Raw genomic sequence first — 24,612 nt, 5'->3', positions numbered from 1 at the left:
TTGGTGTACAGTAGCATGTCGGCAGCTTTGCGCCCGCGAGCCACTCACCTACGCCCCCCAAATCCCAGCCCCCTGTTTTTGACTAACGCCGCCCACAATCCCCATCCCATTGTAGCGCGACTCTCCGAGTCGTAACTGAGTGCTTATCCAAATACCCCTCCCCGGCCCTGAGAGGCCGACCCTCCCGAAGGAGGGTTATAACAAAAACCCTCCCTCGGGAGGGTCGGACGCGGTAGCGGCCGGGGAGGGGCTACGAGTCAAATCGGTTTTGGGATAGGCACTACGTACCAGAGGCGACTCGGAGAGTCGCGATACAATAGACCCCAAGCCCCTTCCGGTCACTCACGTTCGCGGCTGGCCAATCGTCGCCTCGTGGCTGTTTTTGAGATGGCCCAAAAATCGTTGTGGAATTCCTCCCCGGCATGTTGATAATGGGGCATGCGATAGGTAACAGCAGCGCACCAGCGCCCGCAGAGCATTGCGGGATTGCTCGCGCCAGGTCCGCGCGCTGCAGGAGTTTGACGGTTTCGACGAGCAAGTAGCGGCCAGTTTGGTGGGGTTTGGTTTACAAAACCTCGCCGCACCCGAGGCAACGTGATTCGCGCAAGTCGTGATCCGCCAACGAGTTGAAGCCCAGCGGACCGACCGATGGAGAGGGGGTTTTGTTTTGTAGAACAAGTTTGCGACAAAATGTGAGGGGACAAAACCCCACCTGCGGTGCGCAGGAGTGAGATAGAATCATCCAGTTTTCACAGCCCGCACCCAGAATGACCAATGTCCAACTGACAACTGACAACTGACAACTGACAACTGACAACTGACAACTGACAACTGACAACTGACCACTGACAACTGACAACTGACCACTAACCACTGCCCCCCTGTTCTTTGAAAATCGAAATCGTTCCTACCACGCACGGAGCTGCGTCGTGTCTAGAGATCCGTCGGTCCTCCCCAGGACTTCGTTTGCCCAAAGCCTATTGCCTGCTAGTCCTGGGGAGGAGAATTTTGCTTGACAAAACCATGGGCAAAACATTCAAAAACCACTGTAAAACAAGGGTAGGCGTATTTAGTTTTGTATTTTGTTTTATTGTTTTCAAGAGAAATGGCCACCGAGTTGGAGGCAGTGCGCAGGGATCAGGTTGTAGGCCGGAACAAGCCCTGCGCAGTTCCGGCATGGGACTTCGGTCACAAGTTCACTGGATCAGCGCAGCGGGAGTATCTCACGAATTCGCGCATCGCGGAGATACAGGCCCAGCCAGACCAACACGCCGAAGGCCGCCGGGCCGATGAACCCTTCGCCGATGCGAACATGCGTGGCGATGGCTCCACCCAAGTAGCCTGTGAGCAGAATGGCTCCGAGCACTGCCGTGCGTGGAACCACATACAATGCCGTGCTTACGAGCTCGACGATACCTAACGCCAGTGCGAGACTCGCGGGCCAGCCGAGGTGCTCAAAACCTTCGACTACGGGTTCAGGTTTCAGTAGTTTCATGACGCCGCTCAGGATGAGCATCGCCACAGGAATGGCGCTGGCAATCCAGCCGGCCCAGAGCATCTTCTTGGAACCGGTTGACGTAGTGTTTTCAGAATCCATGGGTTTACCTTTCCTTGATTCACTCGGACTCTTTATTCGCTTCAGCAGAGTCCTTTGGCTGGGCCTTTGATTCTACGATCGACTTCAAACTGGCGAGACCTTCTTCGTATTTGTCGCCGATCATCTTGTCCATGTCCATGACAAGACAGAACGCTTTGCTGATAAAATTGTTCTTGCCGTACATGCTCCAGGTGACCTTGGACTCGTCGCCCGCCGGCACGATTGAAAGTTCGGTTGTACTGGAGTCTTCAAAGGGCCTGGTGAAATCTAGCTGGATGCGAACCAAGTCGTTGGGGCTACTTTCGATAATAGTCATGCTACCGGCACCGACATCGTCATTGCCGTCCCAGTGGAACGCAGCCCCTTTCCCGGAAGGAGGACCCTCGAACCAGTTTTTTGCATTCGGGTCAAGCTCCAACCAGGGGGACCAAGCTTCCCAATGATGAAAATCATTCACTTCGGCGAAAATCGTCGACGCCGAAGCGGCCATCGTCGTCGATCGTTCGACGCGGAACTCCGAGGGTTGCATCGCAATGACAGTCGCCAAACCAGCGACGATTAGCACGAGTGCCAAGACGGCTTTCGATAAAACAGAGCTGCTTTTGCGTTCTGTTGGAGGGGCTTCAATATTTGTTTCTGTGGATTCAGGCATTTCGTTTCTCCAACAACTTGAGAGAGCTTAACCTTCTGCAGCTACGCTGACCATCCACCCGATTCCAAATTGGTCTGTAAGCATGCCAAAGCGGGGCGACCAAAATGTTCGGCCCAAGGGCATGCCGACTTTGCCCCCTTCAGATAGTGCCGCAAACACGCGGTCAGCTTCCTCTTCGTTTGACACAGAGAGAGACAACGAGAAGCCGCTAAAATTCGAAGCTTCGTCACATCCATCGGATGCCATAACCAGAGAATCGCCGATTCGAAAACTGGCGTGCATCACTTTATCCTCAAAGCCAGGAGGTACTGTGTCGGGAGGCATTGGTTCGGGGCTCTCATTGAATCGCATCACCATTTCGACCTTGGCACCGAGAGACTTCGAATAAAACTCAAGTGCTTCCTCACAGCGACCACCGAAGAATAGATAAGGTTGAACGTACATTGCGTATCCTTTGACGTGCAAGCATGAAAAAAACTCTCGCAGAGACGACAAGTCGCAGAGCGTATCAAGTGCTCCGCGTCTCTGCGGCTCTGCGAGAGAAGAAACTAACCGACTTACTGCTTGGTGAATTCAATGTGCATCATCTTGAATTCTTTGCCACTCTTGGGGTCTTCGCCGAACATTTCCATCGTCTTGGTGTTGGGACCGGTCACTGTTTCTACCTCACGCATCACGATCGGCTGCTTAGTGACAGGGCAATTGCCTGTGTACTCCCAAGTGAGCGTCTTGCCGTCGGACGAAAGTTCTCCCGTTCCGTTCATGATGCCAGTGCCGTGATTGTCCAGCCAATTAGACACGAACTCTTTCGAGACATTGTCGTAACCAGCGATTCCCAGGCCATGGTAAGGGCCCATGCCGGGCATTTCGCCATCCATCTCGCACTTTACAAAGCGGCCATCCATCAACGCTGTGTATGTGGCCGTGCCGCTGCTTTTCATCGGCTCACTGTCGGGAACCATCCACATGGTCGTCTCACAGTCCCAAGTGCCGACGTCCTTGGCCAAACGCTCGTGCATCTTGCCGGGCGTCCCTGCCTCCATGACCGCCTGCATGTCTTCCATCGTCCAGCCTGGTGGCAATTGCATTTGTGCCTGATCGGAAGACGATGCATCCGTTGAAGTAGCGGCCACAGCGAGCGCGCTGCCCAAAATCAACGAACCAAAACTAGCAGCCAAAATCTTCGTGTTCATAGGAACCTCCATAGGAAAAAGAAAGGAAACAGTTGATTTGGAAACAACTTCGTCATCATTCTCGCAACTTAAGTGTTGATAGCGGGCAGACTTGTCAGCTCAACAATCGGCCTGATCTCAACGCACCCTATGCGGGCCCCAGGATGTCGGCCAGCAATATCAATTGCCTCTTCGAGGCTATTTACATCGATCAAATGAAATCCACCGAGCACCTCACGGGTCTCAGCAAACGGACCATCCGTCACCAACTTCTTCCCCTCGCGAACCCGTACACTGGTTGCAGTCGCCGTAGGGTGAAGCGGCGCCGAGCGAATGTATTGCCCTCTCTTCTGGAGTTCGTGAGTAAGCTGCACGGCTTCAGCAATTGCCGCTTCATGTGCCGCCTTACCCGCTTGTTGCCAGGCTTGCTCGTCATCGTAACATAGCAATATGAATTTCATGTTCTTCGATTCATTCAGTAGATTGGTGAAGTTTGAGATGTCACAGCACTATTGGGGGTTGGCAAGCCAGCCAATTCCACGACGGGTCGTACTTCGACAGTTCCCTTGCGAGCCGAAGGGATACGACTGGCGATGGCAATTGCCTCGTTGAGATCCTTGGCCTCAACAATGAAGTACCCGCCAAGTTGCTCGCGAGTCTCGGCAAAGGGACCATCGGTTACCGTCCGTTTGCCATCGCGCACGCGCACACTCGTCGCCGTTGATACGGATTCCAAGGGCGAAGCCGAGACGAATTGTCCTCGTTTGTTTAGTTCCTGTGTGAGTTCGGTAGACTCCTTATAGCAGTGCTCGCGTTCTTCTTGAGTCCAGTCGTTTTCGTCGGAGTAGATTAACAGCATGTATTGCATGATTGCTCCTTTTGAGTTTCGTGTTCATCGTGGCGACGCCACCAGATGTAGGGTTTCGACTGAGGCCAGCCGGATGGCGAATCTTCCCAGTCTTCTTGCCGACCGTAGGGAGCCATATCGAGCAGGGCGAAGTTGCTCAGCAGTACTTCCGCACCACGGTTAGTTGTGTAGTAAGTTTGAAAAATGTCATCGCCATTCTTCAAAAAGAAACTCAGCCTGAAGGTCTCGCCTTGCGGAGTCGTCACACCGAAGTCTTCATTGAACGTTGTTCCCTCAGACGAGTACCAGGGATAATTCCAGCCCATACGTTTCTTGTAGGCTTCGAGATTTGCCAGCGGACCGCGGGATACGATCGCAAAAGACAAATCACGGACGTTAAAATGTTCAGGATAGCCGATGTTATCGATGACCAGGGAACATCCTGGGCATCCCGCCTCTGGCCACCCGCTGACTCCTTCGGCAAACATAAAGTGGTAAAGTGCCAGTTGACTTCGTCCTTCAAACAAATCGACAAGCTTTACCTTGCCCTGGGGCCCTTCGAAGACATAGTCTTTCTCGATGCGAACCATCGGCAGACGACGCCGTTCAGCAGCCAAGGCGTCGCTCGCCTTCATCGCCGCTTTTTCTTTCACAAGCAATTTGTCCCGCGCCTGTTGCCATTCGGTTTGCGATACGATTTCTGGACAAGCGATTGTGATTGTAGCCATCCTTTGTACTCCTCGGAAATGAAGTTTCTATGAAATCAAGGATCAAACTATTTGTTCTCTGTGGCGTATTTGTGGAAGCAAATAACGAGTCGCCTTTACCACACCTAAGAGCAGCAACCCCACACACAAAACGACCAAACCCGTGCGCAGAAAGGTCGCGGTAGATGCCGAAATGCCAACTCCGGTAGCCAATGCCACATAGCCTACCACGCACGCCGGACATTTGGGCATTATTGCGAGTCCCACACTTGGCAGTAGCCAACCGAGGATGCTGCCAAACCAACCAACGATCTTGGTGGGCTTCGTTCCAGAAACTGGCGTGCGCGATTGTTTACATGTCCGGCACATCGGTGGTCTCTTTCTGAATATGCCTTGGGTCGCGGGCTAATTTGTGCCCTGCCATAGTCCGAGTAAGGCCGTCCTGAGATCCTTGATGATGCTAAACCAGCCTTTGGCGTGAACCTCGAATGGATTGGTCATAAGGGGCTCCTTAGATTTGAATGTTGCTTGGCGATATGAATGTTCTCACCTTAGCCGGACCAACACCTTGGTCCGGGTGTCCCGGCGGCAAGTGTGCCTCCGGCTAGGGTTTTCTAAAAGTGAGATCAGGTTTTGCTAAGCTCCTCGGCTTTGGCTCGCAGTCGTTCTTCTTGCTCGCGAAGTTCAGGCGTCAACTCGGCGCCAAAATCCTCTGCTTCAAAGATTTGGCGGATTTCGATCTCCGTATCTTGAAACGGGCTCTGCTTAATCCAGTCGATCGCTTTGGCGAGTGAATCGCACTTCCAGATCCAAAAGCCCGCGACAAGTTCCTTGGTTTCGGCGAACGGACCATCGATCACAGACGGTTGTTTCCCGGAGAACTTTACCCGCACTCCCTTCGAAGTGGGGTGGAGCCCTTCGCCGGCTAACATGACACCAGCATTAACCAATTTCTCGTTGAACTTACCCATCTCAGTAAGGAGTTCTTCACTAGGCATCACGCCAGCTTCAGAATCTTTGTCAGCCTTTACTAGGACCATGAATCGCATAGATCTGAACCTCCATAGGGAATGTTGCCTCAATTGTCGTCTGTCACCAAGTAGTCGTTTGGAGAATGGCCAAATCGACAAGCACGGAAATTATTTTTTAGGTCGCCGCAACTTACTTAGTTGCCGGTTTCTCCATCGAACCCGGTTCATAGTTGCCCACATCTGCTCGAAACCCGATCGCCAAACGATTCCAGCCATTGATCGTGACGACTGCCAGGCTTAGTTTGACAAGTTCTTCCTCCGAAAAATGCTGTCGCACCTCGTCGTACAACTCATCGGAGACCTCGTCCTCGGCAATCAGCGTTAATGCTTCTGTCCAGGCCAGGGCTGCTCGTTCACGCTCACTGTAGAACGGTGCTTCACGCCAGGCACTCAAGAGATAGAGTCGCTGTTCCGTTTCACCTTGGGAACGAGCATCCTTCGAGTGCATGTCCAGGCAGTGTGCGCAACCATTGATTTGCGAGGCGCGCATCTTGACCAATTCGATGAGAGACGTTTCCAGGCCGCAACCTCGAATATATCTTTCCAGCCCAAACATGGCACGGAACGCGTCTGGGGCAACATGTTGATAATCGATTCGCGAAGACATCGCGTGGCTCCTTATGGTGAAGGTCTGCTATTCATCCCGTTTGGAATTGTATTCTCACGGAACTGATGAATCCTAGGGCCGGCAGGCAACTTTGAGACGACATCTTGTCACTGCGAGAGAGCCGATACATTTCTGCCTGCATCGCCAGTAATTCTTAAATGTTACTCTCCGTCGGGGATTTCTGGTTCGACGAGATGGGCAAGCTGCAAGAGAGACTCCTGCCAGCCGAGGTAGCACATCTCAGCGGGAATCGCCTCAGGAATATTCTCTTGCAGGATGTGAAGCTCCGTTCCACAAATGACTGGGCGTAGGGTAACAGTCACCTCCATTTCACCCGGTAGATTCGGATCGTCGAATTTGTCCGTGTATCGAATCCGCTCGTGAGGAGTAAGTTCGACAAATTTGCCACTAAATGAATGACTACTGCCTGTAGAGAAGTTGGTGAACGACATCTGGTAGCCGCCACCAACTTCGGCGTTCATCTCATGAACTTTGCCGATGAATCCATAGGGTGGCAACCACCGCGCCTTCGCGTCGGGATCGAGAAAGGCATTGTAGATACGCTCAGCCGATGCTCGCAAAACGCGGTGTAATTTGACGCTGTTGGATGGACCAGACATGATTGGATCTCCACTGTTTCTTAGTTGTACGCGGTTTACATTCCAGGGCGGCTATTTTTCAGTAGCCGAACCGGCTGCCGGTATCGCGGCTGGGTCCATCCAAAACATTTCCCAAACGTGGCCATCCCTATCAGCCAGGTTGCGATTGTACATGAAACCTAGATCCTGCTTCGGATTGATGTCGGCGGTGCCACCGTTCTTTGCAGCTAGCTCATTCAACTTGTCGACAATTTCTCGACTATCACAGGTTAGAGCGAGCATCACTTCACTGGACGTCATTGGTGGAATTTCCCGGCTTGTGAAGGTTCGCCATTTCTCGTGCGTGAGTAGCATGACGTTGATCGCTTCGCTCCAAACCATGCATGCTGCCGTCTCGTCGGTGAAATGGGGATTGTTGACAAACCCGAGGGATTCATAAAATGCCATCGACTTTGTGAGGTCAGTGACGGGCAAGTTGATAAAGATCATTCTAGTCATGGAGTATTCTCCGTTAATCTCGTGGTGATGTGACAACGTTGCCAATGTTCCAGAACTCGCGAATCTCAATGACTCCCTGTGCTCGAGCACAAGGAGTATTGGATACAAGCTTGACAACCTCGGACCGATTCTTGGCTTCAATCACTGCAAACCCAGCAAGTGGCAGATTTTGTTGTAGGAAGGGTTCCTCTCTTAAATCAAGTTTCTTATTCCAGTTCCGTACTGACGTGACCTGCGTCTGTACCGCCGACATAACATTGCCCCGATCTCGGATGACGGCATCTTGAGCGAGAACTTCCTGTTTTTCGCCGTCGCTCAGAGAGTTCCAGCCCGCTTCATCTCCATAGGCCAGGCAAAGGTAATACATCATTGTTCCTTGGAAATCGGCTGTTTCTGTAGGCGAAAAACGCTCGTTTCGAAATAGTCGAACTGCATACGCTGGGATCGACACTTGTTCGGAGTTATTTTATAGCACTATTTTTTTCGGCGAAGGCCGCATCTCGAGCGGCGACAAGCGCATTGACTTGTTCATCCGCCGGACGAATCTCGAATGGCCCGACGCGGACGCCGGGATGCTTGGACATTAGCTCGATCGCATGATCCAGGTTTCGGGCTTCGAGAATTAGAATGCCGCCAAGTTGTTCTTTGGTCTCGGCGTAGGGACCGTCCGTGGCGGCGACTTTACCATTGCGAACCCACAGGGTCACGGCTTTGCTGGCATTTTGCAGTGCCTCGCCGCCGAGAAAATGCCCTCCACGGCGGAGTTCGTCGTCATAGGCAAAGCACTCTTCCATCATCGCCTTCCCCTCGGCCTCAGAAAGTGCTTCATATTTCGCTTGGTCCAGGTAGCCAAGACAAATGAATTTCATAGCGTCCTCCAGAAAATTGCTCGAAGAAAGGGACTAATTTTATTGCTTGCTACCCATTAGTCGAAGGGGAGGAGACAAAATCGACAACGGTCCGAAAAATTTCTATTTTCGAATCACATTTTGCGGCTAGCTCGCTCAGCCGTGCCGCAACGAGGCACACGGCGCTTACTTTGAAAGTTCCTGCAGTCGCTTTTCCAGAAACTGCCGTTCCGGTTCTTGCTTTGCCAATTCGAGTGCACGACGATACGAATCCCGGGCTTCGTCGTACTTTCCCATTCGTCGACAAAGATCTGCACGAGCGGCGTGGACCAGATGATAGTCGGCCAGTTCGCCACGGGCCAGAATGGCGTCGATAAGCCCGATGCCCGCCGCCGGTCCATCGCGCATTGCCACAGCGACTGCTCGGTTGAGTTCGACCACGGGTGACGGGTTGGCTTGTGACAAGATGTCGTACAGGGTCACGATTTGTCCCCAATCGGTCACCTCAGGTCCGGCAGCGTTAGCATGCACCGACGCAATTGCTGCCTGTACGGTATAGGGGCCAACCTCCTTGGATGACATCGCCTCCTCGACCAGCGATTTGCCTTCCGCGATCATAGCATCATTCCATTGAGTTCGGTCTTGATCCTCCAAGAGAATGATCTCGCCGGTTGGCGAAGTCCGCGCCGCGCGGCGGGATTCATGCAGCAGCATGAGCGCCAATAGACCCATGACTTCCGGGTCGGGCAGCAGTTCCACCAGTAGATGTCCCAAGCGAATCGCTTCGCCCGATAGATCAGGCCGCGTGAGTGAATCGCCCGACGAAGCCGCGTAACCCTCATTGAACACTAAGTAGACAACTTGCAGAACCGGTTCAAGCCGCTCGGACAATTCTGCACGCGAGGGTATCTGGTACGGAATCTTCGCATCGCGAATCTTTGCCTTGGCCCGCACGATCCTTTGAGCCAGGGTCGAGGGGGCGGTCAGAAAGGCGCTAGCGATCGCCTCGGTGGTCAGTCCACAAACTTCCCGCAAGGTGAGGGCAACCTGTGCCTCTGGTGACAACGCAGGATGGCAGCAGGTGAAGATCAGTCGGAGGCGATCATCGGCTACTTCCTCGTCGTTGATGAGCTCCTCATGATCCGTATTGATTCGATCGGCAATGGACTCAAGCGAGGCATCGAAGCGCGCCCGCCGGCGCATGGTGTCTATCGCTCTGAACCGTCCGGCCGAGACAAGCCACGCTCGAGGATTGGCCGGCACCCCTTCCGCTGGCCACTTCTCCACTGCCGCGGCAAAGGCATCAGAGAGTGCTTCCTCAGCCAGATCAAAATCGCCTAGCAGCCGCACAAGCGTGGCAAAGACCCGCCGAGACTCGGTGCGATAGATGGTGTCGACAATGTCTTGCACTTGCTCGGCTATGATTTCGCTCATCGGGAGGGTCCATGAGGCCTGATCGGTGGGTGGCTATGAAATTATCCTATCAAGTGCCTGCTACCGGCAACTAACCTGACGAGGGCATCACATTACGATCCATATTGGCAAGACTTCACACAGACTGCAATCAAATCTCTGGACGTCACCGTCGCACAATCTACAATGACACACTCGTTTCGAATAGGTCGTTAAATAACAGGCTACTTCAGTCCCAATCCTTAGTTAGGGCGACTGTAGCCGCTTTAGAAAGAATAGATATTATTCAACTTCCTTATATCACGGCACTAACAGCCGTTTCTGCAATTCGACTCTACGCTATTGACTACGCGATCATCGCCGTCTTCTTTGCTGTCGTGATTGGGATCGGCATCGTCGCCTCACGTTCCGCGGGGGAGAGTTCTGCTGAGTTTTTCCTCGGTGGGCGCGGGATGCCCTGGTGGTTGTTGGGCATCTCGATGGTCGCTTGCACTTTCTCTGCCGACACTCCTAATCTGGTGACCGGCATGGTGCGCGAAAACGGTGTTTCCAAGAACTGGGCCTGGTGGGCCTTCTTGATCACGGGCATGGTTACTGTGTTTATCTATGCCAAGCTGTGGCGACGCAGCCATGTAATGACGGATCTGGAGTTCTATGAACTGCGCTACGGCGGCAAGCCGGCGTCGTTTCTGCGGGGGTTTCGCTCCATCTATTTGGGCGTCTTCTTTAATATTCTGATCATGGCGTCGGTTACCTTGGCCGTCATAAAATATGGCTCGCTCATGTTCGGCATCGAAAAGTGGGAATGCGTGCTCTATGGCTCGCTCGGCGTGGTGATCTATGCCACGCTCGGTGGTCTCAAGGGCTGTATCTGGGCCGACTTTTTTCAATATGGAATTGCTATGTTCGGCGCGGTGTATGCCGCAGTGGTCTCCTTGGGAGAGGCTGCTAAATCGGCAGCCGAGAGAGCTGTTGAGGACGGTACGATCGCATCCGATCAAGTTGCGGAGTTTACCAGCAATTACTCCATGGCTGACTTGTTAAAGGAAGCAAACGTGGCGGACAAGATCCAGATCCTTCCCGATTTCTCCGACCCCAGTCAATGGGTTCCCCTGCTCTTTATACCGGTGGCCGTCCAATGGTGGTCGGTTTGGTATCCCGGCGCCGAGCCGGGAGGTGGGGGATACATTGCCCAGCGGATGTTGGCGGCCAAAGATGAGAAAAACGCTATCGGGGCGACATTGTTGTTCAACTTTGCCCATTACGCGTTGCGGCCTTGGCCGTGGATCGTGGTGGCACTCGCTTCGCTGGTTTGTTTTCCAGGCCTTGCCGATATTCAATCTGCGTTCCCCCACGTCAACGAATCGGTGATCGCCCAGGACATCGCCTATCCGGCGATGATCTCCAAACTGAAACCCGGTTTTCTGGGCATCGTGATCGCCTCGATCATAGCCGCTTACATGTCCACCATCGGCACGCACCTAAACTGGGGTTCTTCCTATGTGGTGAACGATTTCTACAAGCGGTTCATTCGGCCCGATGCCACGGAAAAGGACTTGGTCCTCAAGGGACGCATCAGCACCGTTACCCTGATGGTCTTTGCGGGCTGTCTCTCCCTAGTACTCACCAGTGCCACAGAGGCTTTCAATATTTTGCTCCTTTCCGGGGCTGGTTCGGGTGCCATCTATCTCTTGCGCTGGTTCTGGTGGCGGATCAATGCTTGGTCAGAAATCTTTGCGATGGTCGTATCGGCCATCTTTGCTTTCTGGCTCGTGTTGTTTGTTGACGATAGTGCCACGACTTGGGGCCCCATCGACGGATTCACGGGCAAACTTCTCATCAGCGTGGCCGCTACCACCGTGGCATGGCTGGTGGGAACATTTGTCACCAAACCAGAAAGCAACGCGACCTTGCGGAGCTTTTTCCGCAGGTGCCACCCGGGAGGGCCAGGCTGGGCGAAAGTTGTAGCCGAGGCACGGGCCGACGGGGACATGATCGACGAAAAGATTCATGGTCAGGCGTGGGAAATGCCTGTGCAGATTTTGTGCGTGTTCTTGGGTTGCGTGGCTATCTATTGTTCGCTGTTCACCATCGGCGGCATTGTGTACGGCAAAACGGTGCAGGCAACAGTGCTGGGCGTTATTGCGCTCGTGAGTACGTTCTGTCTGTTTAAGCTTTTTGGCAGATTGAGAACGGAGTAGGTGACAATGCGATCCACAAGTTTCTTGATTGCTCTGTTGATTTGCTCTCTGGCTTGGTCCCACGTTTGCGCTGCCCCTTCCAACGAATCGACTACAGAAAAAGTCTTTCTGGGATATGTCGCCGGTCTGCCACGCGATATCAACTTCGGTCTCTACACCCATCTCGCTCATGCATTTCTGGGGGCGAGTGACGATGGAAGTTTGAATCTGCGAGAGCATGTTCCCAATCGCCAATTGACTCACGATGCCCATCAGGCGGGTGTGAAAGTGCTGATATCGCTGGGTGGGGGGGGGAGCGAGGAGCCATTTATCGCCATGAGCCAGGGTCGGCAAGCCGAGGATCGCTATGTGCAGGAGGTAATGAACGTCGTTGATGGCTACGACTACGACGGCATCGATTTCGACTGGGAATATCCAGACACGAAGACGGAAATCGTGTGCTTCGAGCGGATGACCCGCCAGTTTCGCAAGTTGCTCGATGAGTTGGGTGAAAAGAAACAGCGGCCTATGCTTCTGACCATGGCGGTCAACTGTCATCCCGATCGATTGAAATGGCTCACAAACGAACTGCTGTTGGAGAATATGGACTGGATAAATCTCATGACCTATGACTTCACAGGTCCTTGGACAGATTTCGCCGGCCATCAATCTCCGCTCTATTTGTCATCCAAGGTTCCCGAGGGAGAAAAGTTTTCCACCGATTCGGCGATTCAATACCTGATCGAAGGCCGCAACTATCCAGCCGAGCGTTTGGCGGTTGGTCTCCCGCTCTATGGCCGCGTGTTTGCTGTCGAAGCACCCTATGCAACGACGGTCGATGCACCTCAACCCCGGCGTGATGCAATTAATTATCGGCAAATCGCTGAGCTAAAAGCGGAACCGAATTGGAAACGCACCTGGGACGATGAAACCAAGAACCCTTGGCTGATTGCCAAGGATGGTTCGGAGATCATATGCTACGACGATGAGCAATCGACCTCGCTCAAAACTGAATGGGCCATGAAGCAGGGTCTCCGCGGTGTCTTCTTTTGGCAAATCGCCGGCGACCGTCTCTCTGATGGCAGCAATCCACTGCAAGAAGCGGCAAAAGAGAAGATGCGCAAGTAGGGTGGGCACCGCCCACAAATTTTTCTAACCCCACGGTGGGTTCCGCCGGGCGGCGCCCACGCTACCGATTATGCTGTCGATAGAGCGATGTGCCCACATGCTCTGCCTTTTTCCCATTCGCAGGGGAAAACTGGCTTGAATGTTTAATTCAACGTCGCTTAAAATAGACAGCAGACGAATGCCTCGGCAAAAACGCAAGTGACCTACCAATGAACAATGTTTCACCATTTCAACCTAAGCTGCTCAGCAAGATCAATGAGCGTCTTGTCTTGAAGATGATCCAAGAACGGGGCCCTTCGACGCGGTCCGAGATGTCGAAATACATTGGAGTCACCTTTCCCACTGTAGCCAAGGCGGTCTCTTCGCTCTTGGATTCGCAACTGCTGGAAGAAATCGACGATACTTCGGAAGGCCCGGGGCGTCCAGCGAAACGACTCCGCTTGGCGAGTGAAAACTCTCAAGTCATTGGCATCACACTTGGTGGAGATGAATGTACAGTCGTCGTTGGTGATTTGAACGGAGTAGTCCACGAAGAAAGCATGGTCCGATTTTCCACGCCAGCTACCTACGAAACGCTACTCAAAGAATTCGAAACCAGTGCCAAGCAACTCATGCTTCAGGGTGGCAAAAAGACCCTGGGCGTGGGCGTTAGCGTGCCGGCCGTAATCGACTATCGCGAACAAGTCGTTGTCTTGTCGGCAAATATGCCATTCCTTAATGGCAAATCGATTGGTAGAGATATCCAAGCACACTTGGGGCAAGAGTGTGTTATCGTTCGCGATTCGCATGCCCTCTCGCTTTCAGAACGATTGCATGGCAATGCCAAGGAGATCTCTAATTTTGCGATGCTTGACCTGTGTGCTGGTATTGGTTTAGGCCTGATGGTGGAGGGCCGATTCCTCACCGGAGACAGTGGATTTGCAGGAGAGATTGGTCACAATCTGATCGTTCCCGATGGAGAGATGTGTGTCTGTGGAAAACGAGGCTGCCTCGAATCCGTTGCCAGCGAGTGGGCCATCGAAAAGCGAATGTCGGGTATTCTAGGTCGCCCAGTCCGAATCAACGAAGTTCTAGAAATGGCCCAAGCGGGCGACCAGCAGGCCATCAATGAATTGGAGCGGATGTGTGAGTATCTGGCTATCGGACTGGCTCATGTCGTGAATATTCTTAATCCAGGTACCTTCTTCATCTACGGACGCGTTTTTGAGGCGTGTCCCGAATTACTTAATAGGTTGGTTGAGAAAACCAAGGCGCTTGCCTTGGAACCTTCGGTGTCAGCATGCGAGTTTTCCCTTGCGAGTTGCAGCTTGCAAGATGGTACCGTCGCAAGCGTGATCAACTATCTTACCGACTCTTTGGTGCCCAATCTGGATGGCTATTTAAGTTCTTTGAGACAGAATGATTCTCAGAACGGAGTGAGTGAAGAAGCGTTGGTATCCAATTGATATCTTATCGCAACTTCAGGCCGCAACCAACGTAGTCTCTGTGCTTCTGCGAGAACAAGTCCCAGTCTTTAGTTCTTCTATTTCTCCGTGAAATCTACCCGGTTCCATGTCATAGTAACGGACGCGGTGGACGAACATGTCAAGTTGGACTTTCTGAAGCTGACCAGTCTCCGGCCTCTCGAGGAAAATAGCTTTCCCTTCTCACATCAAATCATTCAGACGACAGGCGCGACCAAATTGATCGCAATCTCCCCTTCGCGCTGACCAGCAAGAATCGGCAATTTTTGCCGATTTATCGTGTGCTACCAAATCGGCACACAATTCGCGATTGCTTCTATTGGCCAGAATTCAACGGGCCGAGAGACTGTCATCAGAGGGGAATCAAAATGAAAATTGCGAAATTATTAATTGCGGCAATGTTGGTGCTGGGTAGCTTTGCCTTGGTTACCAACGATGCCAAGGCTCAAGGGTTTTTCGTTGGAGTAGGGCATTCAGGCTACTACGGAGGTTGGAATAACGGGTATCATGATGGTCCACGCCACCATGTGTATCACAGGGGCCACCGAGGTGGAAGGCACTATTGGCATGACACGAGCCACTACGACTATCATCCGGGCGGATTCGTAAGGCACTACAACCATTATGACTATATCCCTGGCCACTACGATTACCACCAGACGGGGCATTGGCACCACGGGCATTGAGAACTTGACCCATTACCCCGTTCTCCTAATCCCCTCCCCGGGCTGGCTACTGCTCCTCCGGAGGGGGAGTTTCGTTCGGCTGATTTTATTGAAACGATAAAACAAAAATATAAAACTAAATCCAAGTTGTTGACTTTCCCCGAGTTTCAGAGCAATTCTTCAATAGTTTTGAAAACAAAATTCCGTCTCCCCGCGACAAAAACCCAAGTGTCACCCATCTGCGCAGCCTCCGCGCAGAATTGTCAGTTGTCAGTAGCCACGAAAAGCACGAGAAGACACGAAAAGTACAATAACAACTATTCTTCCTTCTTGCACATCTTTGTGCTACTAACGATTCAATTCTTCGCAGCTTTCACAAATTATTCTTAAAACGCAGAGGAAAGCTACTCATTTTCTTTCTCTGCGAATCTCAGCGTCTCGGCGACCTCTGCGTTTAATCAGTAACCTGGAATTCTCTTGATTCGGCCATTCTTTAGGTGTCGGCGGCTGAATTCAGCCTTGTTTGGTTGCGGCACAAGGCCGCGCTGGGTTTCTTGTGGCCATTCACTGCGCAGCGTGGAGCCAGAGTGATTGGCACGAGACTCTGAGCACTCGACGCGCATGTTAACGAATCGAGTGGCACAATTTCTACAAGAAAATTGAGGGAAGTTGCGAGTTCTGAGTTGCGAGAATCGAGAAGGGACCGGGGGAGTGGCTTGGAAATTGCCGCGGAGCGACGATTGGCGAGTCTGGGGCGGGAGAAGCAGGGAGGCGCTAAGCGCGAGTCAGAGGTGAGGGAAGAAGTCTGGCCGAGTAGCGAAGATTCAACGTGGCGAACTCTCGACGTCATTCCAACCGCAAGTACCACAGCCGCCGTGTTCAAAAACCTTTCTTCGAGTTCCGCGTTGCTGATGAAGTTGACGTTATCGAGATCAAACTCCTGTGCGAATTCGGCCTGTTTGAATTCAGCTGTGATGACCGGGTTCTCGACCTGTTTGCTCATCACGAATAAGCAGAGGAGGCTGACCAGCAGTAGCGTCATCAATGCACCTTGGCCAAGGTCTACGGCAACGAGTCCCCCAACCACCGGCAGCACGCTCCAATCGTTGACAAGCGTCATCTCCAGAGTACACTCGTCATCCCTCAAGAAGCACTCGGTCCCCTACTTCGGCTATCAATACGTTCTGGTATTTCAACTCAGATCCCTTTGAATGTGCCAAAATGAATTGAATTCTGGCCAATCGGGATGAGACTGGCTCCTGTCATACGGAAGCACCCGTTAAAATATCTGGAAAACCAAGATTACTTCTGACCAGTGCATCATGAACACCATTTGCACGTTCTCAAATCAAAATGCTCCCGATCAATAATCCTCCATTTTCAGCAAATAGCAACCGCGCGCAGGCGATCGTTGCGGATCTTCTCGGCGCAGCGGCACGGGAAGGTGAATTGGGAGTCGCTTGGGCGCGGCTTGTGTGTGGTTTGACTGTGACACTCATGTGGCCGATTGTCCACGGCGAATATCTCTTGGAGCTTGTACCCCGGGCCGTGGCTGCATTTGTGCTTGGCATGTTGGGCCTAGGATGGAGCTTGTACGTCTTTTATCGCCTTCGTAACACGAACCCCAGTGCGGCACTTACTTACACCTCGATCACCATCGATGCTATTCTCATCAATTCGTTGGTGCTGATGTATGTGCTGGCTCCGGGTGCATCGCATGACAGTATTGTCGAAGTCCATGGTGCGTCGTTTGTCTATCTGGCAATCGTTACTGCGGGGGTCCGCTTGTCACCCGCCGCAGCCTACTTCGGCGCGGCCATCAACAGCGCGATGTTGATTGCTCTTGTGACAACCAGCACTATTCAAGTCGACAATCTGCGCGTCATCGGTTGGGCTGAATGGCTCACGGTAGGAATCGGGCTGATCGGTTCCGCGGTCTTAGGAGTGACGATTGCCACTCGAACGTGCCGCTTGGTCGAACAGTCTGCCAATGAAACGCTACTGTCCGAATCAGCTAGATCCAAGTTGGGCGCCTATATATCGCCCGAAGTGGCCGACAAAGTGTTGAAGGAGTCTGAGCTTCGTCTTGGTGGGGAGCGACAAAATGTGGCTGTGCTATTCTCCGATCTTCGCGGTTTTACCACCTACTCAGAGTCGTTGGAACCAGAAGAAATCGTCGAACAACTCAACGACTACATGAGCGTGATGGTCGACACGATCACCGAACATGGAGGAATCATCGACAAGTTCATGGGAGATGGCATCATGGCCGTATTTGGAGCACCGCTTCCCAAACCCGACGACGCCGATCGTGCAGTCGAATGTGCCCAAGCAATGATGGGGGCCATTGACGCGCACAATCGAGATCGTGAGTCAAAGGGATTGTCCAAGTTAAAACACGGCATCGGTGTTCACTTTGGCCCCGTCGTGGCCGGCAATGTAGGTACCTCCACTCGTGCGGCGTATACCGTGATCGGTGATACGGTCAACCTAGCCAGTCGACTCGAAGGGATGACCAAGCAAGTGGAGGCTGACCTGGTCGTCAGCGACCAAGCCCTCGCGGCCTGTACTCGTTCCCATGATCTAAAGCGAATCGACGAAATCCACGTCAAAGGGAGAGAGAAGGCAGTTACCATCTATCGGGCTTAACACGGGCCGTAAGGTCGGTCACTATTGCCGCGGAGCGACTATTGGCACGCCGGTCATCCGCCGCGGCGGATGACCGGAGAGACGCTCCCCTCCAACCACTCACCGTCATTCCCGCGAAGGGGGGAACCCCGTCCCATGCCCCCAGATACCAATCTCTTTCTCCCCGTCTGCCGCCGTGCACGCCCAGATTGTTGGAGCCAACACAACGCGAGTAACTCAGAACATGTTTTTCTCCGCTGAACCAGATCCATGTACCAGTGGCATATGGCCGCACTGGGTTCTAAAGGACGTTCGGGTTCCTAGTCCCGACTTGCCGTCAGCGATCGAGTAAGTTGGCTACAAATCCAAGAGAGCGAAAGTACGAAGGTCGATAAAGCTGACGTGCTTAGAACGATGCTGTTATCCTCAGTGGTTGTGCACACCACTCCCAACATGCCCTGTCTATCGCAGATTTTTCTCACTTCGGGTCAGGTGGCCCTGGCGGTTGAGTGATTATCTTACTTTTGTCTTTATCTGAACTCTTATGCCCTACCTTGACTCTCAAACTCTCTACTTGTTCTGTGTGCTGCTTCTTTAATTCATCAACCTCTTGCTTTAGTATGATCATTCGTTCGTACAGCTTCTGGCGTTGCGGTTCGGTCTCGGCCTTCTTCGCGACGTATCGTTGCTTTGCCTGTCCCTGCAACTCAAACAGACGATCGCTTGATTCAAGTGGATCTTCACCTAGTTCTCTCTCCTCTAAATCAGCAGGCAAAATCTCGGCTTCGCTCCTCTCGCCTAGTAACGTCAACAGACGATTGCTTTGTTCAAGTGGAGTTTTCCCTAACCCTCTCCCCACTATATCAGCAGGCAAACTCCCTGCTTCTATCCTCTCGTGGTGTAACCTAATCAGAGCCGTCGTAGTCTCCTGCAATTCTGCGATTTTCGAGTCCAACTTCAACTCAATCGCCTTTAGCTTGTCTTGCTTTGCCTTATAAGGATCGCCGCAACCAACAAGGAATAAAACTGCAACAGCCATTGATAACTGATTCATCATTTCATTTACCTCAAATGATAGATTGCTCCGATCTCACCTATGGCTTGTGCACTCCGAACAACTAACGGTTAGCAGTTTGTCAAATTAAGATGTCAGGCGACAATGTGACCACTATTAATTAGTCCGAAACATGGAACTCACCCAGAACGTTGTGATCTAAGAAGCAATGAGGTGAGATTTCCAGAGCGAGGTCGGCCAATCACCTGGAATAGTGAAGCAAGAGCTATAGCGTAAGTGGCGGGCTCCGGCACATACTCAATTACATAGTAGTTGTTAATACGTCTCATACTCCACTCGTCGTTCCAAAGATTGGATCGATTGCCGGACACGCCTTCGGAAGCGAAGAAAACAATACGATCTTCTTCTAGGTTTCCAAAGAGATCGTTCGGTTCACCTAGGTGCCAATTGGTGAAAGTAAATGGTTCACCGGTGACCCAAAACCAGTCTGATGCTGGACCTGACGCTTTGGTATCTTGCACTCCTCCCAGCCAAGGCCCAAAAAAAATTCCCGATGCCATCTGTTGTCCAGTATAAGGGTGAGTCGACAAGGCCAAACACAAAATCATTTTCTGCAGCGGAGCTTATTGTTGCCAGGTATCCTCCTCGTGATTCAGCATCGAGACTCGCTTCAAACCATGTGACACCTGTCGATTGAAAAGGTCCCGCTACGGTTTCATACCAATGGCCATTGCCACCATCCGAAAATTCCCAGCGGACTGGCCCTGCATCTGAGAAAGCACAAGACCCAGCAGTGGCAAGAGACGCAATGAAAAACGGCACTGCTCTCGACATGTGGTGCCTCACTTTCCTTTCATGAAAAACCACAAAAGACAATAGCACCACAAGTATTGCACTTGCTACCGAAGCGATTCCGAATAGATGGAAGAAAATGCCGCTCATAAGTAGAGCTGCTCTGGTTATTGAAGAGCTCTTCACTCAGGTGCGAGTATAGCATTGCGATTGTTCATTTACAACTAGCAAATACAGCCATTGAACCTGGGATGAGGTTTCATTCAGCCAGCAGTTGGCATGACACGCTAAATGGCATCGGAGAATCTGCCCGTCCACAGAAACGAGCGGCCGTTTAGCTCGGCGGTTGTTCACGCCGCACTTTATCGATGACGACTTGATGGAAGACAGAGAGGGCGGCAAGTGAGGGGCTAATGCCCCTGCTCCCCATAAGCAGAGATATACGCGATAGTCAAAATGAACACCAAGACTACACCCGCGAAGAATAATAGTACAAAAAGCATCTCCCGCCAGTTTTTCGGAAAGTGCTTCCAGTGAATGATTTCGCCAAGTGTTGCTGATTCGTCGTAATTCAGTTTCGGGCCAAACTTGCAGCCAATGATAAGTACGAGCAAAGCAACACCCCACGAAATCCATAGGCTAATTAGCCAACCCAAGAGTTTCGATTCATACGGATCCTTGATTTCGGTAGGCAGATTGTGGGGTATGGCAACAGCCGCGAGAACGAGGACGGCCAGAACACCACTTATAACGTTTTTGTTCACTGCCAACTCCGATGAGTAGAGTGGGGAATCCGACCGCTGGACAAACCGCTTTCTGCTAACTACTGGTGGGTGTCCACACCGCCGAACGATACGGCTTGGTTCATTCGTCACCAAAGAAAGCTTCTTTCGTGAATGAATTTCCCGCTTTATCAAATACTATTATGGAGTAAGTATCATTTGGCAGCCTGGGGACGTAGAGACGAACGTCACAGGCATACTGATCGTGTTCTCCCTTCACGACTAAACTCTCATTGGCAGGCGGAAAGTCGCCGAGAAACTTCTCCCAAACGATGACCCCCTTCTTAGTTTTTAGTTGGACCTTTTCCAATCCGTCGTGGTCCACTACACGTAGTGATTGATAAGCTTTAAAAGTCCCGTCCGCTTCGCGTTTTGTGAATATGATTCCAGGTTTTGTGAATTGTTGATCTGTTCTCAGATTTGCTCGACGTATAGTTTCTTCTCTACGTTCTCTAAGCTCCTCAGGAGTGGGCTCAGGCTCAAATATCCATTGAAGAACGGTTAGGCACAAAGCCATAACGCCGAAAACGCCCGCTCGATTTCTGCTTTGCTTTTTCTCAGGCTCTGACATGGATAGCCTTCTCTCTATAAGTGTCTTTTCGCGGCACTTTCAAGGCAGATTATAATTCGCCTTACTCACCGGTTCCCACTAGATTCGATTCGCGTCGTACTTCAATCCCTGCAAATTCGTGCCCGGAGTAGGTACATAAGACAAACAGCAAAGCAGCGAACGGACCATGGAGAAGAGCCCCAGCTTGCATGGCGTGAGGGGAAATCAAGTAAGCTCCAATATTAACCAAAACAGCGAATAATGCCAGGAATTTTTCCAGCACTGGACCCCTCGAAAGGCTGGATTTAGACGACTCGCTAACTTCTGAGTTTCTCCAGAAGAGTATTTTTCTGAGATCAAACCATCATACCCGTGCCAAACCTCGGAACATGGCCGTGGCTACCGTTGGTCGATAAATCCGTTCCTGAAAGAGTCTGTCAAGTTAGTTGAACAGCCGTTTGGGGGGTAGTAGCACCCTCGCGGACTGGTAGCGCGGCTGCAACTCGATAGGGCAGCGCACAAGATGAGCACTAGCGATGACGGCTCGGGAATCACATCGACATAGACGCGGAAGCCGGCGTCTACGGTTTTGTCTGCTACGGGTAGATAGATATCGCGGAGCGGTGTTGGACCGTAGAGAGTGGGGGAATAGATCGAAAACTCTCCGCCCGGATGGGGATTGCGAGTTTGAAAGAACCACACGTAGTGGGAAGCATCGCTAGGGCTGTAGTACGCGTGGGTGCTGCTGAAGAGGATCGCCAGTCGCTGACCTGCGGTAACTGGAGCTTCTCGAACAGCGGTATGGAACCCCTTTCACGCTTGTAGGCAGCACGCGCCGGTAGCTGGATTCGCAAGAATTCAGTCGTGGGGGGATGTTATCTGACGCATCTGAATTCTGGCGTATTCAGCCGCAAGGGAAATGCGTTCTGACAAATCTGAATTCTTGTGAATTCAGCTACGTCCAGATAAACTCTCAGGTATCTGAATCCTTGCGAATTCGGCTACCAATGAGGTGACTTGATGAACAATAAACGTCATGACTACCTGAAGCGGTTGCCTCTAGAGTACTATCGTGGACAGGCGTACGTCCACTGGTCTCTCACGATGGAAGATCGCAGAACGGGCTGGCTGATACCTATTCTTCTATTACAAATTTCGCGAGATCCTCACTCATGCGGCATTTCGATTCGGGGTATGCTGTCCCTTGTACTGTTGTATGCCGGACCACATCCATATGCTTTGGATTGGCATTTTCGACGATAGCGATCAGCGAGAAGCGATGCGATACTTTCGCCGACAATTGAACCCGGTGCTAGAAAAACTCGAAGCTCGCCTTCAAGCCCAGCCCTACGACCATGTCCTCCGTGAGGAAAAACGAGAACAAGGCGCCTTCGAACAAGTCGCGGAATACATTGCGCGAAATCCGGAGCGGAGCGGACTAGTCCGTTCGGACGGCTATACGGACTACTCCTATAGTGGATGTCTTGTTCCAGGGTACCCGGAACTCAAGCCGTTCCAGGAAGATTATTGGGATCGGTTCTGGCGCATCCACGCACATTTACTGACGTACGGCTTACACGTAGGAGGGAGAAAGGAATCGGATGACTGAAGTAGCTGGATTCGCAAGAGTTCAGAATCGAGTTGGCACCAGTGACTCTGAATTATTGCGAATTCAGATACCATGGGAGTCGCTTACAGCGCCAGCGTCGCCCGCATTCCCACGACGACCGCGGTGTCGTTGGAGGCGTTGCCTGGTTCGACGAATTGCAGATCGCCCGTCAGGTGGAAGCACTTGGCGATTTCCATGTTGTAGTACAATTCGGCGCCGTAGACGTCTTGCACGTCAACGACCGACGAGACCAGATTTTGCAAGTCGTTGCTGATGCCCGTATAGAATCCACCTATGCCAATCGCATCGTTGGGGCGACGACGGTTGAGCCCCTTTGACTGAATTGCGACGTTGGTGGACCACTGAAAAGGACTGGTGGTCTCGTCAGAATAACCGTTTTGACTCAGCAAGGTGACGTTGCGGTTCTTGTCGTAGTCATCGAACCAGAGGGTTTGTTCAGCAATGTAGAGTAGGGTGTAGGCACCCGATGATTGAGGCGCCACAATTCCCTGTCCTGGAGAGAATTCCCAGCCGGTCGGGTCTAAGGCGGTGAACTGCCCCGTGGAGGCGACACCTCCAAAGAGGTGCGACCCGGGTAGTCCACCAAATTCAGTGAAGAACCTCCAGAAGCCCATAATATTGGCGCCATTGTCAAACATGTTGTCGAAGCCACTAGTGGTCGTGATGTTATTGGTATCGTATGCCAGAAGGCCTCCCTGTACCTGCTTGCCTTCTAGTGTCAGGAATCCAGCTCCCATGAATGACAAAGGGGCAACGCGGGCAATCGACAGGGGTATGACCATCGAGGCATTCATGAAGCCACTCACTCCGCGACCTGTCTGCGGATAGAGCATATAGAACATGTCCAACGCATTGAACTTGCCAAAAGTAAACTGCACTTCTTCACTGAGTGCTTGGGAAAGCTGAAAGCCCGTGATCGCGGTGTCGTGCTCATTGGACTTGGGATAGAGCATGGCCACATTGACGGGTGAGAAAGCGACTGCGTCAAAATTCACGTCGTTACCCAATCGGGATTCTGCATGGATGACGACGGTCATTCCCTCCCAGAGCCCCATCTTGGTGCTGTCGAGCATGAGGAACTGGTCGATCTTGACGCCATTCTCGAAGGTTTCGTTGGCCCCTCCGCTGGCGACTCCCTGGTAGAAATCGGTTCCTGCTATCACGTAGACAACGCCGCTCTCTTCCATCTGTTTGGCCATTGCCGCCATGCGGCTGGCAAAATCTTGACCATGGCAGCACTGGGCAGTAGCTGTGCCAATGAGTAGAAGAACGAGCAATCGAACAGATTGAATTTTCATCGTATCAGTCCATCTTCCTTGATAGGGCTGCGGCGCATACGAAAGGTGCGCAGTGGATTACTTATTAATTCGGCATTCTCTGAATGGCAGAGAAGCCAGAAAAGAGTGTTCTAGACGAAAGCCCCGCCGACTTTACCGCTTGTAACGATTTGGAAAAATCTGACGTGGCTCGTGTTGAAAGCGCCCGTAGATGCTAATTCGACAACAAGGAGAACAGCATAGTGGATTACATGGCCAACAAATAAATAGCCACAGAGGACACCGAGATCTCAGAGTACTGAGAATTGATGTATTCTCTGTGGCCAGATGTATTCTCTGTGGCCAGATGTATTCTCTGTGGCCAATAGTGTCTTTCGGAGTTTTTGACTTTTAGCTTCTCCAGGTCGACAACCAGAGTTAATTGACGTAGCTATGCCAGCCACTTATATTGCGCTCAGCGCCCCTAGCTTTGCGTAGGACTCCGGTGATTTGCGACTCAAGCGAATCATCTTCGGTTCTAGGGACGATATC

General features: G+C 52.0%; 25 protein-coding genes. 6 read left to right on the top strand and 19 right to left on the bottom strand.

What is annotated here, in order from left to right:
- Positions 1-1,204 precede the first annotated feature (1,204 nt).
- The 14 genes from Pr1d_RS03820 to Pr1d_RS03755 form a co-directional block, all read right to left on the bottom strand.
- Complete coding sequence (locus tag Pr1d_RS03820) at positions 1,205-1,597, bottom strand: DoxX family protein (RefSeq protein ID WP_210417880.1); 393 nt, start codon at positions 1,595-1,597, stop codon at positions 1,205-1,207.
- A 19-nt stretch (positions 1,598-1,616) separates the two neighbouring features.
- Entirely contained in the window at positions 1,617-2,249 is a 633-nt protein-coding gene (locus Pr1d_RS03815) for an SRPBCC family protein (protein WP_148072283.1), read from the bottom strand.
- A 27-nt stretch (positions 2,250-2,276) separates the two neighbouring features.
- Positions 2,277-2,693, bottom strand: coding sequence for a VOC family protein (locus Pr1d_RS03810; protein ID WP_148072282.1), 417 nt, complete (start codon positions 2,691-2,693; stop codon positions 2,277-2,279).
- 113 nt (positions 2,694-2,806) lie between these two features.
- Positions 2,807-3,442, bottom strand: coding sequence for a DUF1579 domain-containing protein (locus Pr1d_RS03805; RefSeq protein WP_168205036.1), 636 nt, complete (start codon positions 3,440-3,442; stop codon positions 2,807-2,809).
- A 68-nt stretch (positions 3,443-3,510) separates the two neighbouring features.
- A complete protein-coding gene (locus Pr1d_RS03800; RefSeq protein ID WP_148072280.1) occupies positions 3,511-3,882 on the bottom strand; it encodes a YciI family protein in 372 nt (123 codons plus the stop codon).
- Positions 3,883-3,896: 14 nt separating this feature from the next.
- The gene (locus Pr1d_RS03795) at positions 3,897-4,289 is read right to left on the bottom strand and encodes a YciI family protein (RefSeq protein ID WP_148072279.1); all 393 of its coding nucleotides are present in this window, start codon (positions 4,287-4,289) and stop codon (positions 3,897-3,899) included.
- Positions 4,271-4,996 carry a DUF899 domain-containing protein gene (locus tag Pr1d_RS03790; RefSeq protein WP_148072278.1) on the bottom strand — a complete coding sequence of 242 codons (726 nt, stop codon included), beginning with the start codon at positions 4,994-4,996 and terminating at the stop codon, positions 4,271-4,273. Before Pr1d_RS03790 ends, Pr1d_RS03795 begins: the two co-directional genes overlap by 19 nt.
- A gap of 605 nt (positions 4,997-5,601) precedes the next feature.
- Complete coding sequence (locus tag Pr1d_RS03785) at positions 5,602-6,024, bottom strand: YciI family protein (RefSeq protein ID WP_148072277.1); 423 nt, start codon at positions 6,022-6,024, stop codon at positions 5,602-5,604.
- Between the two features lie 112 nt (positions 6,025-6,136).
- Entirely contained in the window at positions 6,137-6,613 is a 477-nt protein-coding gene (locus tag Pr1d_RS03780) for a carboxymuconolactone decarboxylase family protein (protein WP_148072276.1), read from the bottom strand.
- Between the two features lie 161 nt (positions 6,614-6,774).
- A complete protein-coding gene (locus Pr1d_RS03775; protein ID WP_148072275.1) occupies positions 6,775-7,233 on the bottom strand; it encodes an SRPBCC family protein in 459 nt (152 codons plus the stop codon).
- A gap of 51 nt (positions 7,234-7,284) precedes the next feature.
- Positions 7,285-7,710, bottom strand: coding sequence for a VOC family protein (locus Pr1d_RS03770; RefSeq protein WP_148072274.1), 426 nt, complete (start codon positions 7,708-7,710; stop codon positions 7,285-7,287).
- A gap of 13 nt (positions 7,711-7,723) precedes the next feature.
- On the bottom strand, positions 7,724-8,080 hold the full coding sequence (locus Pr1d_RS03765) for a YciI family protein (protein WP_148072273.1): 357 nt from the start codon (positions 8,078-8,080) through the stop codon (positions 7,724-7,726).
- Between the two features lie 91 nt (positions 8,081-8,171).
- Positions 8,172-8,579, bottom strand: coding sequence for a YciI family protein (locus tag Pr1d_RS03760; protein WP_148072272.1), 408 nt, complete (start codon positions 8,577-8,579; stop codon positions 8,172-8,174).
- Between the two features lie 165 nt (positions 8,580-8,744).
- Positions 8,745-9,992 (bottom strand): RNA polymerase sigma factor, encoded by a 1,248-nt coding sequence (locus tag Pr1d_RS03755; RefSeq protein WP_148072271.1) that lies wholly within the window; start codon positions 9,990-9,992, stop codon positions 8,745-8,747.
- Positions 9,993-10,096: 104 nt separating this feature from the next.
- Here Pr1d_RS03755 and Pr1d_RS03750 point away from each other — a divergent pair, with 104 nt between their 5' ends.
- The 4 genes from Pr1d_RS03750 to Pr1d_RS03735 all read left to right on the top strand — a co-directional run bounded on the left by Pr1d_RS03750 (position 10,097) and on the right by Pr1d_RS03735 (position 15,428).
- On the top strand, positions 10,097-12,172 hold the full coding sequence (locus Pr1d_RS03750) for a sodium:solute symporter family protein (RefSeq protein ID WP_210417879.1): 2,076 nt from the start codon (positions 10,097-10,099) through the stop codon (positions 12,170-12,172).
- Between the two features lie 6 nt (positions 12,173-12,178).
- Complete coding sequence (locus Pr1d_RS03745) at positions 12,179-13,279, top strand: glycoside hydrolase family 18 protein (protein ID WP_148072270.1); 1,101 nt, start codon at positions 12,179-12,181, stop codon at positions 13,277-13,279.
- A 209-nt stretch (positions 13,280-13,488) separates the two neighbouring features.
- On the top strand, positions 13,489-14,724 hold the full coding sequence (locus Pr1d_RS03740) for an ROK family transcriptional regulator (RefSeq protein WP_148072269.1): 1,236 nt from the start codon (positions 13,489-13,491) through the stop codon (positions 14,722-14,724).
- A 386-nt stretch (positions 14,725-15,110) separates the two neighbouring features.
- Complete coding sequence (locus Pr1d_RS03735; protein ID WP_148072268.1) at positions 15,111-15,428, top strand: hypothetical protein; 318 nt, start codon at positions 15,111-15,113, stop codon at positions 15,426-15,428.
- 472 nt (positions 15,429-15,900) lie between these two features.
- Here the strand turns inward: Pr1d_RS03735 and Pr1d_RS03730 are convergent, their stop codons facing one another.
- Complete coding sequence (locus tag Pr1d_RS03730; protein ID WP_148072267.1) at positions 15,901-16,527, bottom strand: hypothetical protein; 627 nt, start codon at positions 16,525-16,527, stop codon at positions 15,901-15,903.
- 233 nt (positions 16,528-16,760) lie between these two features.
- Between Pr1d_RS03730 and Pr1d_RS03725 the strand changes: the two genes are divergently transcribed.
- On the top strand, positions 16,761-18,056 hold the full coding sequence (locus Pr1d_RS03725; RefSeq protein WP_148072266.1) for an adenylate/guanylate cyclase domain-containing protein: 1,296 nt from the start codon (positions 16,761-16,763) through the stop codon (positions 18,054-18,056).
- Between the two features lie 457 nt (positions 18,057-18,513).
- On the opposite strand, the gene Pr1d_RS03720 is transcribed toward Pr1d_RS03725, so the two are convergent.
- From Pr1d_RS03720 to Pr1d_RS03705, 3 genes are all read right to left on the bottom strand, one after another.
- Positions 18,514-19,092 (bottom strand): hypothetical protein, encoded by a 579-nt coding sequence (locus Pr1d_RS03720; RefSeq protein WP_148072265.1) that lies wholly within the window; start codon positions 19,090-19,092, stop codon positions 18,514-18,516.
- Between the two features lie 1,160 nt (positions 19,093-20,252).
- Positions 20,253-20,606 carry a hypothetical protein gene (locus tag Pr1d_RS03710; RefSeq protein WP_148072263.1) on the bottom strand — a complete coding sequence of 118 codons (354 nt, stop codon included), beginning with the start codon at positions 20,604-20,606 and terminating at the stop codon, positions 20,253-20,255.
- A 100-nt stretch (positions 20,607-20,706) separates the two neighbouring features.
- Positions 20,707-21,195, bottom strand: coding sequence for a hypothetical protein (locus tag Pr1d_RS03705; protein WP_148072262.1), 489 nt, complete (start codon positions 21,193-21,195; stop codon positions 20,707-20,709).
- Between the two features lie 1,195 nt (positions 21,196-22,390).
- On the opposite strand from Pr1d_RS03705, the gene Pr1d_RS03700 reads away from it, so the two are divergent.
- Entirely contained in the window at positions 22,391-22,783 is a 393-nt protein-coding gene (locus Pr1d_RS03700) for a hypothetical protein (protein WP_148072261.1), read from the top strand.
- Positions 22,784-22,866: 83 nt separating this feature from the next.
- Here Pr1d_RS03700 and Pr1d_RS03695 read toward each other — a convergent pair whose 3' ends face one another.
- Entirely contained in the window at positions 22,867-24,102 is a 1,236-nt protein-coding gene (locus Pr1d_RS03695; protein ID WP_148072260.1) for a carbohydrate porin, read from the bottom strand.
- Positions 24,103-24,612: the final 510 nt, after the last annotated feature.

The sequence above is a fragment of the Bythopirellula goksoeyrii genome (assembly GCF_008065115.1).
GTDB classification, from domain to species: Bacteria; Planctomycetota; Planctomycetia; order Pirellulales; family Lacipirellulaceae; genus Bythopirellula; species Bythopirellula goksoeyrii.
The sequence above is the reverse complement of the archived record's forward strand: the minus strand, read 5'-3'. Positions and strand labels throughout refer to the sequence as shown.

What these genes read in the sequence shown, in the direction of transcription:
- Pr1d_RS03820 (WP_210417880.1), bottom strand. Translation starts at nt 1,597, where the DNA reads ATGGATTCTGAAAACACTACGTCAACCGGTTCCAAGAAGATGCTCTGG.
- Pr1d_RS03815 (WP_148072283.1), bottom strand. Translation starts at nt 2,249, where the DNA reads ATGCCTGAATCCACAGAAACAAATATTGAAGCCCCTCCAACAGAACGC.
- Pr1d_RS03810 (WP_148072282.1), bottom strand. Translation starts at nt 2,693, where the DNA reads ATGTACGTTCAACCTTATCTATTCTTCGGTGGTCGCTGTGAGGAAGCA.
- Pr1d_RS03805 (WP_168205036.1), bottom strand. Translation starts at nt 3,442, where the DNA reads ATGAACACGAAGATTTTGGCTGCTAGTTTTGGTTCGTTGATTTTGGGC.
- Pr1d_RS03800 (WP_148072280.1), bottom strand. Translation starts at nt 3,882, where the DNA reads ATGAAATTCATATTGCTATGTTACGATGACGAGCAAGCCTGGCAACAA.
- Pr1d_RS03795 (WP_148072279.1), bottom strand. Translation starts at nt 4,289, where the DNA reads ATGCAATACATGCTGTTAATCTACTCCGACGAAAACGACTGGACTCAA.
- Pr1d_RS03790 (WP_148072278.1), bottom strand. Translation starts at nt 4,996, where the DNA reads ATGGCTACAATCACAATCGCTTGTCCAGAAATCGTATCGCAAACCGAA.
- Pr1d_RS03785 (WP_148072277.1), bottom strand. Translation starts at nt 6,024, where the DNA reads ATGCGATTCATGGTCCTAGTAAAGGCTGACAAAGATTCTGAAGCTGGC.
- Pr1d_RS03780 (WP_148072276.1), bottom strand. Translation starts at nt 6,613, where the DNA reads ATGTCTTCGCGAATCGATTATCAACATGTTGCCCCAGACGCGTTCCGT.
- Pr1d_RS03775 (WP_148072275.1), bottom strand. Translation starts at nt 7,233, where the DNA reads ATGTCTGGTCCATCCAACAGCGTCAAATTACACCGCGTTTTGCGAGCA.
- Pr1d_RS03770 (WP_148072274.1), bottom strand. Translation starts at nt 7,710, where the DNA reads ATGACTAGAATGATCTTTATCAACTTGCCCGTCACTGACCTCACAAAG.
- Pr1d_RS03765 (WP_148072273.1), bottom strand. Translation starts at nt 8,080, where the DNA reads ATGATGTATTACCTTTGCCTGGCCTATGGAGATGAAGCGGGCTGGAAC.
- Pr1d_RS03760 (WP_148072272.1), bottom strand. Translation starts at nt 8,579, where the DNA reads ATGAAATTCATTTGTCTTGGCTACCTGGACCAAGCGAAATATGAAGCA.
- Pr1d_RS03755 (WP_148072271.1), bottom strand. Translation starts at nt 9,992, where the DNA reads ATGAGCGAAATCATAGCCGAGCAAGTGCAAGACATTGTCGACACCATC.
- Pr1d_RS03745 (WP_148072270.1), top strand. Translation starts at nt 12,179, where the DNA reads ATGCGATCCACAAGTTTCTTGATTGCTCTGTTGATTTGCTCTCTGGCT.
- Pr1d_RS03740 (WP_148072269.1), top strand. Translation starts at nt 13,489, where the DNA reads ATGAACAATGTTTCACCATTTCAACCTAAGCTGCTCAGCAAGATCAAT.
- Pr1d_RS03735 (WP_148072268.1), top strand. Translation starts at nt 15,111, where the DNA reads ATGAAAATTGCGAAATTATTAATTGCGGCAATGTTGGTGCTGGGTAGC.
- Pr1d_RS03730 (WP_148072267.1), bottom strand. Translation starts at nt 16,527, where the DNA reads ATGACGCTTGTCAACGATTGGAGCGTGCTGCCGGTGGTTGGGGGACTC.
- Pr1d_RS03725 (WP_148072266.1), top strand. Translation starts at nt 16,761, where the DNA reads ATGCTCCCGATCAATAATCCTCCATTTTCAGCAAATAGCAACCGCGCG.
- Pr1d_RS03720 (WP_148072265.1), bottom strand. Translation starts at nt 19,092, where the DNA reads ATGATGAATCAGTTATCAATGGCTGTTGCAGTTTTATTCCTTGTTGGT.
- Pr1d_RS03705 (WP_148072262.1), bottom strand. Translation starts at nt 21,195, where the DNA reads ATGTCAGAGCCTGAGAAAAAGCAAAGCAGAAATCGAGCGGGCGTTTTC.
- Pr1d_RS03700 (WP_148072261.1), top strand. Translation starts at nt 22,391, where the DNA reads ATGCCGGACCACATCCATATGCTTTGGATTGGCATTTTCGACGATAGC.
- Pr1d_RS03695 (WP_148072260.1), bottom strand. Translation starts at nt 24,102, where the DNA reads ATGAAAATTCAATCTGTTCGATTGCTCGTTCTTCTACTCATTGGCACA.